Origin of the sequence: Synechococcus sp. CS-1333 (assembly GCF_025128015.1) — a bacterium.
Classification (GTDB): Bacteria; Cyanobacteriota; Cyanobacteriia; order PCC-6307; family Cyanobiaceae; genus MW101C3.
Map to the genome: position 1 here is coordinate 103,147 of NZ_JAHLYO010000011.1, position 16,457 is coordinate 119,603.

The 16,457-nt window shown below is 59.0% G+C and carries 19 protein-coding genes and 1 pseudogene; 6 read left to right on the forward strand and 14 right to left on the reverse strand.

Annotated elements, in window-relative coordinates; all coding sequences use genetic code 11:
• Positions 1-5: 5 nt before the first annotated feature.
• The 3 genes from KQ303_RS03600 to KQ303_RS03610 all read right to left on the reverse strand — a co-directional run bounded on the left by KQ303_RS03600 (position 6) and on the right by KQ303_RS03610 (position 1,102).
• On the reverse strand, positions 6-260 hold the full coding sequence (locus tag KQ303_RS03600) for a type II toxin-antitoxin system Phd/YefM family antitoxin (protein WP_259729178.1): 255 nt from the start codon (positions 258-260) through the stop codon (positions 6-8).
• A gap of 252 nt (positions 261-512) precedes the next feature.
• Positions 513-917 (reverse strand): type II toxin-antitoxin system VapC family toxin, encoded by a 405-nt coding sequence (locus KQ303_RS03605; protein ID WP_259729179.1) that lies wholly within the window; start codon positions 915-917, stop codon positions 513-515.
• Positions 917-1,102, reverse strand: coding sequence for a type II toxin-antitoxin system VapB family antitoxin (locus KQ303_RS03610; protein WP_259729180.1), 186 nt, complete (start codon positions 1,100-1,102; stop codon positions 917-919). The genes KQ303_RS03605 and KQ303_RS03610 overlap by 1 nt, the downstream gene beginning before the upstream one ends.
• A gap of 423 nt (positions 1,103-1,525) precedes the next feature.
• On the opposite strand from KQ303_RS03610, the gene KQ303_RS03615 reads away from it, so the two are divergent.
• From KQ303_RS03615 to KQ303_RS14705, 3 genes are all read left to right on the forward strand, one after another.
• A complete protein-coding gene (locus KQ303_RS03615) occupies positions 1,526-1,750 on the forward strand; it encodes an AbrB/MazE/SpoVT family DNA-binding domain-containing protein (protein WP_259729181.1) in 225 nt (74 codons plus the stop codon).
• Entirely contained in the window at positions 1,747-2,091 is a 345-nt protein-coding gene (locus tag KQ303_RS03620; RefSeq protein WP_259729182.1) for a type II toxin-antitoxin system PemK/MazF family toxin, read from the forward strand. Before KQ303_RS03615 ends, KQ303_RS03620 begins: the two co-directional genes overlap by 4 nt.
• Positions 2,092-2,216: 125 nt before the next feature.
• A complete protein-coding gene (locus KQ303_RS14705) occupies positions 2,217-2,393 on the forward strand; it encodes a hypothetical protein (RefSeq protein WP_399232803.1) in 177 nt (58 codons plus the stop codon).
• Between the two features lie 75 nt (positions 2,394-2,468).
• Here KQ303_RS14705 and KQ303_RS14710 read toward each other — a convergent pair.
• Positions 2,469-2,543, reverse strand: a pseudogene (locus tag KQ303_RS14710) (hypothetical protein); the annotation flags it as partial.
• Here KQ303_RS14710 and KQ303_RS14715 point away from each other — a divergent pair.
• Complete coding sequence (locus tag KQ303_RS14715; protein ID WP_399232806.1) at positions 2,514-2,750, forward strand: hypothetical protein; 237 nt, start codon at positions 2,514-2,516, stop codon at positions 2,748-2,750. The pseudogene KQ303_RS14710 and the gene KQ303_RS14715 overlap by 30 nt on opposite strands.
• 298 nt (positions 2,751-3,048) lie before the next feature.
• Here KQ303_RS14715 and KQ303_RS03630 read toward each other — a convergent pair whose 3' ends face one another.
• The 9 genes from KQ303_RS03630 to KQ303_RS03675 all read right to left on the reverse strand — a co-directional run bounded on the left by KQ303_RS03630 (position 3,049) and on the right by KQ303_RS03675 (position 14,961).
• Positions 3,049-3,234 (reverse strand): type II toxin-antitoxin system VapB family antitoxin, encoded by a 186-nt coding sequence (locus KQ303_RS03630; protein ID WP_259729183.1) that lies wholly within the window; start codon positions 3,232-3,234, stop codon positions 3,049-3,051.
• Positions 3,235-3,939: 705 nt separating this feature from the next.
• Positions 3,940-5,340, reverse strand: coding sequence for a nucleotide sugar dehydrogenase (locus KQ303_RS03635; RefSeq protein WP_259729203.1), 1,401 nt, complete (start codon positions 5,338-5,340; stop codon positions 3,940-3,942).
• 508 nt (positions 5,341-5,848) lie between these two features.
• Positions 5,849-6,796, reverse strand: coding sequence for a hypothetical protein (locus tag KQ303_RS03645; protein ID WP_259729184.1), 948 nt, complete (start codon positions 6,794-6,796; stop codon positions 5,849-5,851).
• A complete protein-coding gene (locus tag KQ303_RS03650; RefSeq protein ID WP_259729185.1) occupies positions 6,793-7,803 on the reverse strand; it encodes a hypothetical protein in 1,011 nt (336 codons plus the stop codon). The genes KQ303_RS03645 and KQ303_RS03650 overlap by 4 nt, the downstream gene beginning before the upstream one ends.
• Positions 7,803-8,450, reverse strand: a complete 648-nt coding sequence (locus tag KQ303_RS03655; RefSeq protein WP_259729186.1) for an FkbM family methyltransferase — start codon at positions 8,448-8,450, stop codon at positions 7,803-7,805. The genes KQ303_RS03650 and KQ303_RS03655 overlap by 1 nt, the downstream gene beginning before the upstream one ends.
• 48 nt (positions 8,451-8,498) lie before the next feature.
• The gene (locus tag KQ303_RS03660; RefSeq protein WP_259729187.1) at positions 8,499-13,109 is read right to left on the reverse strand and encodes a glycosyltransferase family 47 protein; all 4,611 of its coding nucleotides are present in this window, start codon (positions 13,107-13,109) and stop codon (positions 8,499-8,501) included.
• 137 nt (positions 13,110-13,246) lie between these two features.
• On the reverse strand, positions 13,247-13,552 hold the full coding sequence (locus tag KQ303_RS03665; RefSeq protein ID WP_259729188.1) for a HigA family addiction module antitoxin: 306 nt from the start codon (positions 13,550-13,552) through the stop codon (positions 13,247-13,249).
• Positions 13,552-13,848, reverse strand: a complete 297-nt coding sequence (locus tag KQ303_RS03670; protein WP_259729189.1) for a type II toxin-antitoxin system RelE/ParE family toxin — start codon at positions 13,846-13,848, stop codon at positions 13,552-13,554. Before KQ303_RS03670 ends, KQ303_RS03665 begins: the two co-directional genes overlap by 1 nt.
• Before the next feature lie 117 nt (positions 13,849-13,965).
• Positions 13,966-14,961, reverse strand: coding sequence for a GDP-L-fucose synthase (locus tag KQ303_RS03675; protein ID WP_259729190.1), 996 nt, complete (start codon positions 14,959-14,961; stop codon positions 13,966-13,968).
• 114 nt (positions 14,962-15,075) lie between these two features.
• On the opposite strand from KQ303_RS03675, the gene KQ303_RS03680 reads away from it, so the two are divergent.
• The gene (locus KQ303_RS03680) at positions 15,076-15,339 is read left to right on the forward strand and encodes a type II toxin-antitoxin system Phd/YefM family antitoxin (RefSeq protein WP_259729191.1); all 264 of its coding nucleotides are present in this window, start codon (positions 15,076-15,078) and stop codon (positions 15,337-15,339) included.
• Entirely contained in the window at positions 15,336-15,608 is a 273-nt protein-coding gene (locus KQ303_RS03685; RefSeq protein WP_259729192.1) for a type II toxin-antitoxin system VapC family toxin, read from the forward strand. The genes KQ303_RS03680 and KQ303_RS03685 overlap by 4 nt, the downstream gene beginning before the upstream one ends.
• A gap of 128 nt (positions 15,609-15,736) precedes the next feature.
• On the opposite strand, the gene KQ303_RS03690 is transcribed toward KQ303_RS03685, so the two are convergent.
• Positions 15,737-16,457 (reverse strand): GDP-mannose 4,6-dehydratase (locus KQ303_RS03690; protein ID WP_259729193.1); only part of this gene is annotated, 721 nt, incomplete at its 5' end.

The following is a 16,457-nucleotide window of genomic DNA, read 5'->3' on the forward strand; positions in this document are numbered from 1 at the left end:
AGCACCTACAGGCTGATCAGCTCACGCCGCCGTGCCTTCCCCCGGGGCGGCACCAGGGTTTCGCTGCGTGCTGAGGGGGCCAGCAAGAGCTCTTTGAGGGAAGGGCGGGCCGCAGCCTCAAGGCGGCGCCACTCCTCAATCGGCACGAGCACGGCGGTTTCCGCCCCACGGCGAGACACCACCTGGGGCCCCTCCCGCACGCAGGCATCGAGGAGCTCACTGAACCGTGCCTTGGCGTGCTGCACCGGCCAGATCGCCATCCCTGCTCCTCCCTGGATAACTAGTCATCTGACTAGATCGTACGTGCTCCTGCTCACGGTTGGGGCTGTATGGCGATCTTGAAGCGGCGGTGAGGGAGCCGATCCTGTCAGGCCTTGAGAAGGCTGTCCTGCCGCTCTCGAAGGCCATGGCGGCGTAAGGCCGTTCCTCGATCGACCGGCACTAATCAGGAGGGCCGAGTGGGATAACGACGCCCCAGAAGGGGCGAGGGTGGGCGAGGCGGCCGACATCGATCAGGCCTGGTTGCGGGCGGTGGCGGGCTGGAGATCGGTGTGGCAGAAGTCGTCACCTTTGAAGAGCAAGGGTTGATCGAGCCACTTGGCCAGGGCATAGGAAAAACAATCGCCGAAGTTGAGCCCGGCCCGATGACGCCCTTTGCCATAACGACTGAAGGCCTGGCGAGCGAGTTCAGCCTGTTCACGATCCAGGCTGATGATTTCGATCAGCGCCGTGCTTAGAAACAGATCAAGATCTCCCTGGCCATCAGCACCAAAGCGTGCCTCCATCACAATGGAGAGCTCTACCAGGGAAGCAGAAGAGAGAGAGCACTGTTCTGCTGCGGCGATGGCTTCGTTGAAGGCGTGACGCTCCGGTTCGTTCTGCAGGATGGCCAGCACTGCCGAGGAATCGATCACCATCAGGTGGGCAGGCCCGTGGCGTCGTAGCCGAGGATCTCCTCTGCGCTGCGGCGATCGCTGATCGGCCGCCCAGCACAACGCAGGGCGATCTGGTCGAGCCGGTTGACGAGGCCGGCTTGCTTGTTCGCTGTGGTATGGCTCTGGCGCTGCAGGCGCCGCAGACGCTCTTTCAGGGCCAGGATCACTGTGGATGGCCACCAGGTTGTTCATGCCAGCAGCTGATCGAGCCACTGTTGGGGTTGAGACAACCCAGGGCAATGCGGCACCTTCGGCTGTTGTCGATCCGCAGGTAGACCGGCAACAGGCGTTCTGGGTCGCCGAGGCGCCGGGCCTCACATAGGGCCACTCCTCCATCAGAGTCCACTGCTTCTCTTCGAGAAGGCTTCGCCTACGCAGAAGCCTGCGGGTAGATGAATCGATCAGCCTTGTCGGTGGTCCGAGGGGATGGCCCTCAAAGGCAGCAGGCCCCGATCCCTGTGGTCGAGTCTGCAGCCACGCCATACAGGAACGGCTGCAGCTGATGGGGCCACTGGGCTGGGTCGAGCAAGGCCTCCTTACCGCAAGGACGCATTCCGCCTAGGTTGGGTTCAGATGGACGAGGGCTTGCGATGGACGTCGCGACACTCACTGCCAAGGGGCAGGTCACGGTGCCGAAGGCGGTGCGAGACGCCCTGGGTTTGCGTCAGGGCGATCAGCTCAGCTGGGAGCTGGAGGATGGCGCGGTGCGGGTGCGGGCTGTGGCTCCGTTGGATGTGGCCTATCTGCGTGGGCTGGAGGGAACGCTGAGCGAATGGAGCAGCCCGGCCGATGAGCAAGCGTTTGCCGATCTATGAGTGCTTTCGAACAGTTCGCGGTGGTGCGGGTGCCGTTTCCGTTCACGGATCGCCAGGCCCAGAAGCGGCGGCCAGCGCTGGTGCTCTCGCAGCCTGGCTTTCAGCAGGCCTGCGGCCACCTGTTGCTGGCCATGATCACCTCGGCGCGCCAATCCTCCTGGCCCCTGGATTGGCCGATTGAGGATCGGAAGGCGGCCGGTTTGCCTCACGACTGTGTGGTGAGGCTCAAGCTCTTCACCCTTGATGAGCGACTGGTGCTCGGCAACCTCGGTGCTTTGGGGGTTAGCGATCAGGTCGGCGTGGCAACCCAGTTGGCCAAGTTCCTACCGACAGGCCCCTGAGCCGATCACTCGCTCGGGCTGCCGCCTGGATTGAACGATCAACGTGATGGCGGCCCAGGAATCGTTGCGCTGATGACGCTGCTGGCCCGCATTCAGCCGCCATCGACGGCCATGCCAAGAATTTTTTGCTGTCGCTGAGTGTCGGTGGTGCCTTTCGCCTCAGCCCTCTCTATGACATCCTCTCTGCCTATTCCGTGATGGGGAGAGTTACCAACCAAATCGCTCCCCAGAGGGCAACGGTGGCGATGGCCCTCAAAGGCAGTAGGCCCCGCTGGAGATGGCAGAGGCCACCTCCAGCGTGATAGCAGCGGTGAGTGAGCCGATGCTGCCCTGCCTGGAGAACGCCGCCCCACGGCTTTCGAAGGCCATGGCCGCCTAGCGGAGATGCGGCGTTCGTTGAGATCGACGCCGGTGACCTGGATGTGGGGACAGCGATCGGCGATGACCGCCATGGTGGGTCCGCCGACGTAGCCCGCGACGATGCAGGAGATGGTGCGCTGCAGGCCGTCAGCCAGGGGGATGGCGGGCTGCCAGCCCAGCTGCTGCTGGGCCAGCTCGATCACGGGCTGGCGCTGGAGGGGATCGCCGTGGGGCTTAAACCAAAGGCCTGGTGCCGCCCCGGGGGAAGGCCCCTGCGGCGTGAACTGATCGGGTTATAGAGCTGCGCAAAACACGCCGCCTTCATCTTTCCGCGGTAACCCACTAGGCGAAATACAGGCATAGCAAGCGAGATTGATATCTGGCTAGCTTTGGCGGGTCTCACTCATAACATTCTATCAATGCATGGTCAAGCCTTTCACTGGTGGGCCCTGATGATGCAACGCGATTCAGACACCCTCTAAGTAGACGCGATGATCGAGCCATCGCCAAGGCGAACCACTTCGCAAGTGACTCAATCTATGCAACACTTGATTGTCATTTTTTAACAGCTCTTTTGATAAGACGGAAGCATTTTTTTCAGAGACTCAGGCTCGTGGCGTTGTAGCCGAGGATCTCCTCTGCGCTGCGGCGATCGCTGATCGGCCGCCCAGCACAACGCAGGGCGATCTGGTCGAGCCGGTTGACGAGTGCGGCTTGCTTGTTCGCTGTGGTGTGGCTCTGGCGCTGCAGGCGCCGCAGACGCTCTTTCAGGGCCAGGATCACGGCTGGAAGCGTGTAGACAACGCTCCATCAGTGTAGCCCTGCAGGCCAGGGCCGAGCACGGGCCCTGGTGCAGCGCAAAAGTGCACAGCACCGCTTGATCCTCGCCACACTCCTGCAAGAGTCTGAGAAGACTTCGTCTTCGCCAAGAAGCGCCGCCACGGCGGCAACTAGGAAAGGAATGCCGATTTGCTGGTTGACGGGGAAACGGATGTCGAGGAGATCGACATGGCTGCAGGAGGTGAAGCGGATCGGGCGGATCCGACGAAAGCGGCGCTTCGTTCTCTGCCATGACCGTAGCGGCACTAGCCCGCGTGTTACTTACGGCAGGTAGGCAGCCCGCCCATCAGGTTGCAGAGGGGTTCATGCAGCGGTGACGACGGGGGCAACCACAGCGTGCTGGCTCCCTTGAAGACAGAGAGACCGATCAGGAGTGCCCAAAGCCAGCTGAGGCGGCGGCCACCGCGCCCAAGGATCGGCACAGACTTGTGAGTGTTGCTTTGGGCAGTGTGGCACCGGTGCTGGCGCCGAGGGGAGGGAACGGCGTCAGGGCGGAGCAGCAAGACCTTCAGCCTCTGCTCAGGGGCACAGGGTTACCGGCAGCAGGAGACCGAATGGGAAGACTGGCGTTGGATGGAGATCGGCTGACTCGCTTTGGTATGTGAGGCGGCAAAGCCACCTTGGTGGTGTGCCTCTACTGCAAGATCCCTACCCCTCACCCTTCCCCACCACCCAGAGGCGCAGGCCCGCAGCCCGCACTGCGGCGGCTTCCGCGATCGCACGGGTATCAAAGACCCAGGCAGGGTGGCGCATCACCGCTGCGATGGCAACCCAATCGATCTGCCGGAAAGCAGGCCACTCGGTGAGCATGAGCACTGCATCGGAACCACGGGCAGCATCAAGCGGCGTGGACACCCGTTGCCATACCCCTTCTGCACCCTGCGCCTCCTCTTGCCCGAGATTCAAGGAGATCTGCTCGACCGAGACTTTGGGGTCGTGAATGGCCAGAAAAGCGCCTTCGTTCAGGAGGTCTTGGCAGATGCGAATGGCCGGCGATTCACGCGTGTCGTTCGTATTGGCCTTGAAGGCGAAGCCAAGCACTGCAAGGCGTTTACCGGATACCGTGCCAAACAAACGGTTGACCACCAGGCGCGCGATGCGGTGTTGCTGCCAGGTGTTGATCTCCACCACCTGCTGCCAGTAGGCGGCCACTTCATGCAGGCCGTAGTAGTCACAGAGATACGCCAGGTTGAGGATGTCTTTCTGAAAGCAACTGCCGCCAAAACCAGGGCCTGCGTTGAGAAATTTGGCGCCGATGCGCGAATCGGTGCCGATGGCGCGGCCCACTTCCTGCACATCGGCACCGGTGGCTTCACAGAGGGCAGCGATAGAGTTGATCGAGGAGATGCGCTGCGCCAGGAAGGCATTGGCCGTGAGCTTGGAGAGTTCAGAACTCCAGAGGTTGGTGCGCAGCACGCGCTCAGCTGGCACCCAGTGGGCATAGAGGCCCGCGAGCGCCTCGATGGCGGCGGGATCCTCACCGCCGATCAACACGCGATCGGGATGTTCGAGATCTGAAATGGCCGTGCCTTCGGCAAGGAACTCGGGATTGGAGAGCACAGAGAACGTTTTGGGCTCGCCGCTGGTGCTGGCTTCGCCCTGAGCGGCGCCAAGGATGGCCGTGATGATGGCGGCTGTACGCACCGGCAGGGTGCTCTTTTCCACCACAATCGTGTGCCCCTGGGCGCAAGCCGCCACCTGACGCGCGGAGGCTTCGATCCAGCGCAGGTCGCTGGCTTGGCCGGCGCCAACACCGCGCTTCTTGGTGGGTGTGTTCACCGAGAGAAACACCATGTCCGCGCTGGCGATGGCCGCCTCCACAGCGGTGGAGAAGTGCAGATTGCGGCCCCTGCAACGGGCCACCACAGCATCGAGGCCAGGCTCATAAACGGGGAGGCAAGAGAGATCGGCAGCGTTCCAGGCCGCGATGCGGGCGGCATTGAGATCCACCACCGTGATCTGGATCTGGGGACAGCGATCGGCGATCACAGCCATGGTGGGCCCGCCCACGTAACCGGCGCCGATGCAGCAGATCGTGCGAATGGGCATGGTCATCGGCCAAGGGCCTCTCTGGAGTAAGTGATTGTGGGCGCCAGAGCCTGCTCCAGCACAATGATGGGCTGCATTACCGGTTCCCGTGGCGCTGGGTGGGGTCGGCGGCAGGAAGCGGCTTCTCAATGAGCGGAAGTTCAGGGTTGATGCGCGCCCGTACCAACGCGGCCAGCTGGCGGATCGTGAACTCGCCTGGGTTGCCACGCGAGGCCGAATGAGCGTTTTCGCTAGCAGGATGCTGAAAACGTATCTGGCCTCCCATCGCAGAACGGTGAGCCTAAAAGGATGGTAATCCCAGCAGCATCTCGGCTCGCTCAGCTGCATGCATGAACAACCTCGTGAAAAACCACGCCTAGACCCGCTAGCAGCGGTGGGACCTGCAGCCAAGCCATTGGCTGGCCACCGCCAAGGCGTGCGACATCGGTACGCTCGCAGCCTTCAAAGCAATGATCAATCATTGCGGAAGCCACCTCCAACCGAAGGATGGCGTCCATTTAGATCATTTCTAAACATACTCACGTGATTGAACCTCAATGTCTGCCGTGTAGCACTCAATCAGTGGCACGAACATTGATCCATTGTATTCAAAACCAGGATCCCTGGTAATCGTCCGATCCGGGGGATCTGCGTTCACTTCAATTAAAACTTCAGCACGATCAGTCGCTGCTTGCCAAGGAGCCAAGATCGTGTAATACATCTCACGCTCAAAGTGACACCACTGGTCAAAGAGGTTGATAGATCTTACAAGCGTTTCATTATACGAAATATTGATCACCGGAGAATAAGGACCCACTTTGATACGCAAAACAATTTCCGGAAATGAACCAGACGCAACAGTCAATAGCTTTAGCGCCCGATGCGGACTAATGGTAGAATCAACTCTAAAGCTGGAAAGCTTGTAAGGATGATACTCGCTAATCTTGCTTAGGGTTGTTGCGGGTGGACAGACAACCTCACCTGACAACAAGAAATCAAAGATCGCCTTGGCATACAAGATTGCTCCTTCCTTATTTGTGTGCACATTATCCCGAAGATGCACGCTGTGATCAATTGACTTTCTCAAGTCAAGAAAAGGAAGATTATAGTCTTTTGATAAAGTCATGACCTGCCTTTCAGCTTCTCTGTCGCCAAGAAGATTCGTGTCAGTCCGCGGAAAAATCAAAAAGACCGGCAATGTATCATTGTTCAACAGACTCGCCAGCACATAGTGAAGCTTGTTTGAATCAAACTCGCCCATGCCAGTCGTATTCCAGTCAAAGAAGCAAATATTCGCCATGTTGTTGATAACTTCATCTGCCTTAAAAAAGCCTGCATCGTTAAAATGACACGCTGAATAAGCAAAACATTCAAGGCCAATGTTGTGCTGACCACACAAAGACCTAAGATGAGTAATGTAACCTGAATCTTTGCCCTGTGCAGTCACACTTGCCCCAAAAAACGAAATCCTCATCATGATAACAAACGTGGAGGCAATTGATCGATGATATCGCTTAACTTTTTTGGCACGATTAGCTTATCGTTAAAGACTTTACTCAAAGAGCTCTTAAATACAGAGGCAGAGATTTTCAGGTATTCAGATATACTAACAACAAAATGATCTATATTCATGTCAATTTTTCGCAAAGTCTCAGATCGGATAAACTGTGGATCAATACCTTCGCTTGTCAGTGAGCGGACAGCATTGGACACATCACTAGGTGTATCATTCACCCACCGAACAAACCTTCCATCGAAATAGAAGTCGCGTCCGCCTTGATTGATGGTTGTTACAATAGGAATGCCGGCAAGGAGATATTCCATACTGGCATGCATCGCACCTTCTTGCTTGGATAGACATAGGCCGCAGTGGGAACTATTATAAATTGCATTAACCTGATCTTGGGGCAGCCATCGCTTGCTTCCATTTTCATCAAGATTAGCAATTCTTACATTAGGCAGAAGCTCGCGAACGTATTTGAAGTGCTCATTTTCAAAATTATATCCAATTAGCACAAGGTTGGAAATCTCTGTACAAAGCTCATGCCGTTTAAAGCTCAGAAACTGTGCGTTGTAAACGGCATCATAGATTTTTGCACTTTTTGGAACAATCGGCTGAAACAACCTTCTGTCTACAAACATGTTTTGGTTATGAAGAAGCACCTCCGCACCTAGCGACCTAAGATTTACTACTTCAGCATGTGTATTTGCCAAGAAAATCATTCTATGATTGCTGTGGCTAGCTAAGAAATGATCACGCCATGCAGTTATAGTAACCGCAGATGCTGAGTTCTCCTCAGCCGTCCAAGCCACAAGAACAAGCCAAACAACCTCTTCTGAACTTAAGCAATCGGCTAGTATTGTAAACGGATTTGGCTCTTGCTGGCCAGCATACATTCCGGAATAGACCAGAACAGGCTCTTCGAGTAATAAGGTTCCCCTGAACGATAAATCAAAAAGACTAGAAGAATCTGAGAGAACCATCAGAATCGCCTCCGAATCATAAATGTATCAAACTCTGCCTTGCAAGCATCATAGCTGGAACCTACATGAGATAAGATTGTCTTAAACTTTTCATCGCTCAAGTGGCAATGCTCAAAGATGATCAGCTTAGGAAGGAACCTATCAAAACTAACGGACTGGAATACTTGAGGCTCCCACCCTTCAGTATCCACTACTAGTATATCGACGTCAAACAAATAGTACTTGTCCACAATGCTTTGCAATGTGACAACTGAAACTGGCTCGCGGTCTATGTTATCCTCGCGAATGCCATGTCCGAGTAAATGACTTAGCTGAAAACTTGCTATACCCTTAAGCTTTTGATTGCCTTCATGAACATCTTTAACATAATAGAGATCTTTGGTGCCATCAGACTCTAAGCCGATGGCTGCATTCTCAAAGAAGCATCTAGTACAGGCGCTGTAATGTTGTTTAAGTTGCTGAAAATACAGAGGATGAGGCTCTACAAAAACACAATACCAATTATTCTTTATGGCCCTAGGACTAATGAAATCAGCGTTCACCCCATCGTTTGCACCAATTTGGAGAACGGAGCATTGAAACTTTCTTGATTCCAGAAAGTCAGTGAAAAGTGCTTGCGTGATTGACGAATGATAGGCAGTAGTCATGGTCGCATGCTCTGATAAACAAAGGAAATGCCTGAGCCAGATTACGATCTAAACGTTGTATTTTTCCCAAACAAGAGCAATTAGTTCTTGTTTATTCATTGAGTCCAGCCTTGAGCTTGTGTCGTACCAGCCGGCAACTATTCTCAAAGCCTCCATTTCCGCATCGGAACTAGAATCGTCTGTTGCTGGCATCTTTCTTATTAGGCATATGCAAAGAGAAGAAGAAGTGATTGCAACTGTTGCAGTTGCGCTAGGCTCTGTAGAGCTCCAAAATCTTTGTCTAAGTGATGCAATTCGATTTTGATAGGTCTTGACCATTGGGTGGACAATGTTTTGATTATCGCATCGAGCCGACTGATCATGCTCTTGATGATGCATTAAATCATAATTGAAAACTGATTTATGCAGAGAAGACAGCACCATCCGATCCTTGAGATTTGTATCGTCCTGTCCGTAAGCAAGGAATCGCTCGTCGTATCCATTGACTCTGTTGAAATCTCTTAGGAAATAATAGGTCTCACCATGCAAGTGGCGCTCATTAGCATCTCTTGCTTGATGCCAATCCCCGACCCAGAATTCGCCTGGCTCCAATGGGTGAGCGGCAAAGAAATCGCCCTGGAATTCCACATCGGAATCACATTTGAAGATGCGTCGATGCCGTGCCATGCGGCTGGCAAGATTCTGCGCCAAAGTGCGGATGAACTTGGTTTGCCCGTCTACCCGCACCACTCGCACCCGAGGATCGCCAAACACTCCAGGAATCTCAGCAACCGGATCGTTTGAACTCCAATCAAGCAGAATCAGCTCATTGAAGTCCTGCTGCAACCAGTTCGGCAGATTTTTCTGCACGTTCTCGTTGCGATTCATCAGATGCACGTACATCGTAATGCCATCTTCCAGGGGCTCCCCAATCAGATTCGTTATCGGTTCCGCCACCGGCGGGAACAACTGGTTACCGGGCACCACATCTTCCGGCCATGCCACCACCGGCAACCGGTTCAGAATCTCTCCGCTGTTGATGTGCTTGGTGTCAAAGGTGTCGTCCTGCCGGTCTGCATTGCGATCCGATGCCGCCTTGAGAATCCCGGCCCGATCCAAGCGCCGTGCTTCCCTTGCGAAGGCATCCTTCTGGCTCCATACAGCCAGCTGCAGATGCGCTGGGGGCCGTGCTTCGGCGCCTGGCTTCCACTCGGCCGTGAGCTTCAGGCCCATCGCCCACCACCTCTCCCCGCTCGGCAACCCCAACCAGGCGCTCTCCCCCTTCTTGCCCTCCGTCTCCAAGGGCAGCTCGTCGAACTTGTTGAATTCCCGGTAGCGGCTGAGCGTGAAGCTCACCTGCTCGAGCGAGCAACCCTTTCCTGTGAGCTGGAATCCCAGCAGCTGCTCGGTCTGGTCCAGGTGCACCACGATTGAGCTTGGGCCTTCAGAACACATCGCCAACCTCGCCGGCACCAGCCGGGCCACGCCGGTGAACTCCGCTTTCGTTTCTCCCGGCACCTGCACCTGCTGAGGCTTGAACAGCTCCTGCAGGAGCGGTATCGGCTCCGCTTCCCGCTGGCTGCTTCCAAAGCAGGTCATCGCCACACTGGCCTCATACAGCCGCCTACACAGCCGCTGGCGCCGGTGCCGCTCAGCAGCATCGATAGCCTGCAGCCGCTCATCCAACTGCTCCAGCTCGGCTTCCGGATGGAGCACGATCACTTGGCCCCAGCTCAGCCCCTCCCCCGGCAACAGCCGTTCCAGCTCCGGCAACTCGTGCCGATCCGAGAGCACCACCGGAATGGCCCCAACCGCCAGCGACTCCCACAGCCGCAGAGTATTGGGCCCTGCCCCCACCGGACACAAGGAGAAGCGGGTGTGACTCAGCAGCTCGTTGTAGCTGCGCACCTCATCGGTTTCGATCGCATCCTTCTTGCTCTCGTCACCGAAAACCTGAAAGTTGTACACCACCTTGTTGAAGTGCCACATGTCCTTGATGGTCACCCGGTAGCCCTCTAGCTCGGCCAAAGCGGCCATGCGCTGGCGCACGTCGCTGAGGTAATGCTTCATATGGGCACCACTGAACGAAGCAAACACTGGCCGCTGCTCAATCGGCACAAACGCAAGCCCCTGGCGACGCTCCGGATCCCGATCATTTACCGCGTAAAGGCTCCAGCTGTGAAGCCGCATGCCTTGCGCCTCATCAAGGCCCTTTTCCTTGTGGGAGAGCCACAGATCGGTGATGCCCGCCGCTCGGATCCAGGAGGCGGCTTCCCTCCAGAAGATGTGCTGACAAACGCTGTGCACCTGCAGGGTTTTATGCCAGCGGCTGAGAACAGCCGCCAATGCCTCAGCACGCTTGGCGTGCGCAAGGAGGAGTGCCTCCGGATATGGGTTGCCGCTCAGTTGTTGATTCACGCCACGGTCGATGAAGGTGGCCCAGGGCAGGCCCACATACACCTGATACGCTTCCCCCTCACGCTGGGGCCCGCTCAGCTCGCTGTGCACAAGGTGTGCATCTTCCTCCGTGCGGCAGGGATACTGCCAGAACAGCAGCTGGTTCTTGTGCTGCTTCACCGAGGCGATCTGATCAGGCTTCCACTCCTGCAAGGGCTGGAGAAAACCCACAGCAAAGAGCGCCTCCTCCCCCTGCTCAAGAGCTGCCTGGGCTGAACCCTGGAAGGGAACCTTGCCCACCATTGGCCAGAAGCGATCCACGAAATAGAGCGCCTCCCCATCGCTGAACACCGCAAAGCGGCTGCCGAAGCGCTGCACCAGCTCGCAGCCTTCCGCCTTGAACTCCGAGCGATTGATCAAGGAGAACTGGCCCGAGCCAGCATTTGCCGACGGTGCACGGGTTGCGGCAGCCAAGGCAGGCTCTGCCGGACCGGTGGCCGAGACGCTCAGGTTGCCACCATCCACATGGCTCTGCTGCAGGGGCAATGGGGATGGAAGGCAAACACCCTCAAGCACAGAAGCTTCTCCGGTGTAAAGCATGCCAACAGAGGTTGAAGGGGCATAGTGCTCAAACCAGATGGAGGGAGCCTGCAAGAACGACAGCGGCTCGACAAACGCTGCGGCAATACTGCAGCGAAACCAACCATCACCGACGGATTCAATCGCACTGCTTGCACCCGTGGCCGATCCGCTATTGATCGCAGGCCCCACCACCAGGCCTGTGGCGAGGTCAAAGGCTTGCCTGGCGTCGTTGTTACCCGTTTGATCGTTGATGCGCAGAACAATCCGCCTTTGCGTTCCCGCCTTGATCATTACCGAGGCTGTATAAGCACCACTCTCGGTGGTGGCATACTTGTTGAAGGCGTATCTCACCGCAGAATCGCCATCTGCACTGGTGATCACAGCAGCCCTTGAATCTCCATCCGGCCCTGCGGTTTCTGAGTGCTCAAGAGCAAGGTTTCTGAGCTCAACGTATTCAGAATCTGCAAACTGAATGGTGCGGAGTGGCTTGGCAGCCTGTGCTGCCTGGCCCGCTTCAGCGGTGGATGAGGAATTGGCTTCTGGCTTGGGATCTTCTGCGATCACATTCAGGCTCTTCGCTTCAGCCAGGGCGCCCGCTTCGCCAAACAGCACCAGCTCGGCGCCTTCTTCAGGGCGCCAGGCAGGCTCGGCAGCGGCAGGCGCGCCAGTGAGCTTCAGGCGCAGCTTGCACCAGGGGGTTCCTTTCAACTCCGCCGGTTGCCAGAAGCGCCGCTCACCGCCTGGCTTCAAGGCGAGCGCCCCATCGCCGCACAGCTCTAGCCAGGCCTCTCCTTCGCCTTCTGCCTGCAACGCCAGTTGATGGCCGGCCGAGGCCCGCCTTGGCAGGCGAATCGTGAGGCCCTCCAGCTGGGTGGGTCGCTTCAGCCTCAGCTCCACCCCATCACCCAGCAGCTCCGTCATCGGCAGAAACACCGTGTCTTCACTGGCGAAGGGAGACCCATCCCCCTGCAGGTGCGCCGAACCCACCGCCTCATGCACCCAGCTGAGGCCGGTGAACTGCTGTTGATCGAGGAATCGCTGCGCCACTTCGGCCTCCCCGTGGCGCAGCTGGTGCACACCCCGTTCAATCGCCTGTTGGTTGATCAGCACCCCTGCTGGCCGCTGCTCAGAGCGTGTCCACAGCGTGAACTCCAGCTCCGCCTCCTCATCGGGTGCCAGGCTCGGATGCACATAGCTCACGCCGCCATAGAGCCTGTCGCTGGTTTTGTGATAAGCGCGGGCGGTGCTGGCCTGCAGATGCACGCTGCGCACGTGATAGCAGGGATTGCGCACGCGGAAGCCGTGGCTCCACATCACATAGGCGATGCGGTTGTCGCAACCGGGGAAGCCGAGCGGGAAGCTGCTGGCATACAGCAGGCTCTCGGGTAGCTCTGCATCGCCACGCACGCCCCACACGTCCTGGGTCCAATGGGGATAGTCGTTGAGGTGGAAGCCGGCATGGCCCGGGTTGTAGCGCGTCAACGCCAGGAAGGTGTCCGCACGATCGAAGGTGGTGGCCAGGTGCTCCAGGCCCTCATCCAGGTAGATATCGGCATTCAGCAGCAGGCCGATGCCCGTGCCCTGGCGCCGCACCCAGCGAAACCATTCGGCATAGGTGATGCGTTCATCACTCACCACCACTTCCACGGGCACCGTGCCCTGCGGCACCGGCGGCGCATCGGATTCGCAGAACAGCACCACCCGGCTGATGCCTGGATGGTTGAGATTGCGCCGCAGGCATTCATCAATCTCCAGCTGCCGGTCTGGGGTGCGCGTGCGGTAGTACTGGCTGTAAACGACGATGTCCATGGGTCAGCCGAGTACTCCAGTGGGCACGATCAGGCCGGCACCAGCTCCATCGGCGTCAACCCCGAAAGGTCGAGCCGCTGCCGGGCCTCCCAAAGCTCGTAGCTGTCCTGCAGCGCCAGCCAACTCTCGGGGCTGCGACCCAGCACCTTCGACAGCCGCAGCGCCATATCCGGTGTGACCCGGCTTTTGCTGGCAACGAGCCGCTGAAACGTGGAGGCAGACACCCCCAGCCGCTCCGCCACTTTCCGTATCGAGAGTTCGCAGGGCTCCAAATACACCCCAGCGATGAACTCGCCCGGATGCGGCGGCTGATGCATCGCGATCGTTTGTGCCATCAGTGGTAATCCTCATAGTGGAGATCAAAGACGTGGCCCTCGCGGAACACAAAGGTGAGCCGCCAGTTGGCGTTCACCCAGATCGCCCATCGCCCCTTGTCGGCTCCCTTGAGAGGGTGTAGCCGGTAGCCCGGCAGATCGAGATCGTCGATCACGGCTGCCGAATGGAGCGCCGCCAACTGCAGGCGCAACTTGCGGCTGTGCTCCGGCTGAATCCCGGCGCTGCTGCCTGCTACGAAAAATCGACGCAGGCCCTTGTGCCGGAAGCCTTGAATCACCCCGCAGCCCAGGACCACAACCCTGATCGTAGCGCGTTGCGCAACGCGCAATAGCCTCTTGCTTCATTGAACTGTGGCCGCGCTGCTGGTCGGGCGCGGATCCAGCGGTCAGTGCTGCCGTTGCGTATGCCGTTTTCATAGCCGGGTGCTCCCAAGGGCAGCAAATTCAGCCACCGTGCCCGCCAGCCCCTCCGCCAACGGGATGCGGGCATGCCAGCCCAGGGCCGCCAGGCGGCTCACATCCAGCTGCTTTTTCGGGGTGCCGTCGGGCTTGGTGGTGTCCCACTCCAGGCTGCCGTTAAAGCCGGTGGCCGCTGCCACCGCTTCCGCCAGCTCGCGGATCGTGAGATCCACGCCCGTGCCCACATTCAGAAACTGCAGCTCTTCCGGCCCCGGCTGCCAGCGTTCCAGCGCGAACACACACGCCTCGCCCAGATCATCCACATGCAGGAATTCCCGCAACGGCGTGCCGGTGCCCCAGCAGGTCACGCACGGTGCCTTGGCCAGGGCCGCCTCATGAAACCGCCGGATCAAGGCCGGCAGCACATGGCTGTTGGTGGGATGGTAGTTGTCGCCAGGCCCATAGAGATTGGTGGGCATCAGGCTGATCGCATCGAAGCCGTGCTGGATCCGCAGCGCCGCACACAGCTTGATGCCGGCGATCTTGGCGATCGCGTACCACTCATTGGTGGGCTCCAGCGCGCCGGTGAGCAGCGCCTCTTCCCGGATCGGCTGCTCAGCGAACTTCGGGTAGATGCAGCTGCTGCCCAGGAACAGCAGCCGCCGCACGCCGCTGCGCCAGGCGTTTTCGATCACGTTGTTCTGGATCTTGAGGTTGTCGAGCAGGAAATCAGCCGGATAGCTGCTGTTCGCCGCAATGCCGCCCACCTTCGCGGCCGCCAGCACCACCACCGTGGGCTGGTGCGCCGCAAACCAGGCCGCCACCGCCGCACCGTCGAGCAGATCGAGCTCCTCGCGGCTGGCGGTGAGCAGGGCGCCGCCCTGGGCTTCATCCCCATAGCCGGCGCGCTGCAGTGCCCGCACGATCGCGCCGCCCGCCATGCCGCGGTGGCCCGCCACGAAGAAGCGGTCGGCTGGGGTGATCAAGGGTGTGGTGGAGGTGTTGGTCATGGCTTGAACAACCTGTTCAAGAGCTGCACTCCACGCCTGCGGCCACAAGCCCGACCTCCCACTTGGTCCACCAGTGGACTAAGTTTCTTAGGTTGGCAGCCGCCGCTCGTCGCCATGCACACGCCTTTCACGCGGATCGTGAACGTGCACGAGGCCAAAACCCACTTCTCCCGGCTGATCGATGCCGCCCATGCTGGTGAAACCATCGTGGTGGCCAAAGGCGGACGTCCCTGGGCGCGGCTGGTGCCTCTGGAGCAGCCCACACCCAGGCGCAATCCCGGCGTGTTGCGCGGGATCGTCACCCTGCCTCCGCCGGAGGTGCTGCTCGAACCGCTGCCGGAGCTGGAGCTCGCCGCCCTGGAAAACCCCCTCCTGTGAGCGCTGCTTTGCTGCTCGACACCCACGCCCTGCTCTGGTGGCTCGCTGAACCCGATCGCCTCTCGCCGGCAGCCCATGCCGCCATTGCCGATGCCACGGCACGGGTGCTGGTGAGTGTGGCTTCCGGCTGGGAGATCGCCACCAAGGTGCGCTTGGGCAAGCTTCCCGCCGCCACTCCCTTGCTCGAGCAGCTGCCCGCCGTGTTGGCCGCCCAGGGGTTCGACCTGTTGCCGATCGAGCTGCGCCATGGCCTGCGGGCGGGCAGCTAGGGGATGGCCCATCGCGATCCCTTTGATCGCTTGCTGGCCGCCCAGGCCGAGCTGGAGGCCCTCACCCTGTTGAGCGTTGATCCAGCTCTCAGGGCCTTTCCCTGCAACCTGCTCTGGTAAGCGCGCCATCACCCCTTGCCTCCGGCCGCCGTCGTCGCCGACGGGTTGGTGGGCGGGTTCTCCATCGATCCCACCACCTTGAAGCCCTTCAGCCGCAGGATCGCCTCCTTGCGCGCTTCCTCCTTATCGGCCGCCACCATCTCCGCCACCAGCTGCTCCAGGGTGCTGGTGGGCGTCCAGCCCAGCTTCTCCCGCGCCTTGGTGGGATCACCCAGCAGCGTTTCCACCTCCGCCGGGCGGAAATAGCGCGGGTCGATCCGCACCACCACCTCGCCGCTGCTGCGCTTGCCGATCTCCTCGGTGCCCGTGCCCTCCCACTCGAGCTCCCCCCAGCCCAGCTCCAACGCCGCCAGCTCGATGAAGCGCCGCACCGTTTCCTGCCGGCCCGTGGCAATCACGAAATCCTCCGGCGGCCCCTCCTGCTGCAGCATCCGCCACTGCATCTCCACATAATCCCTGGCGTGCCCCCAATCACGCAGCGAATCGATGTTGCCCATGTAGAGGCAATCCTCCAGCCCTTCGTTGATCCGTGCCAGGCCGCGCGTGATCTTGCGCGTCACAAACGTTTCACCCCGCCGTGGTGATTCATGGTTGAACAGAATCCCATTGCAGGCATACATGCCGTAGGCCTCGCGGTAGTTCACCGTGATCCAATAGGCATAGAGCTTCGCCACCCCATAGGGGCTGCGCGGATAGAAGGGTGTGGTTTCCTTCTGCGGTATCTCCTGC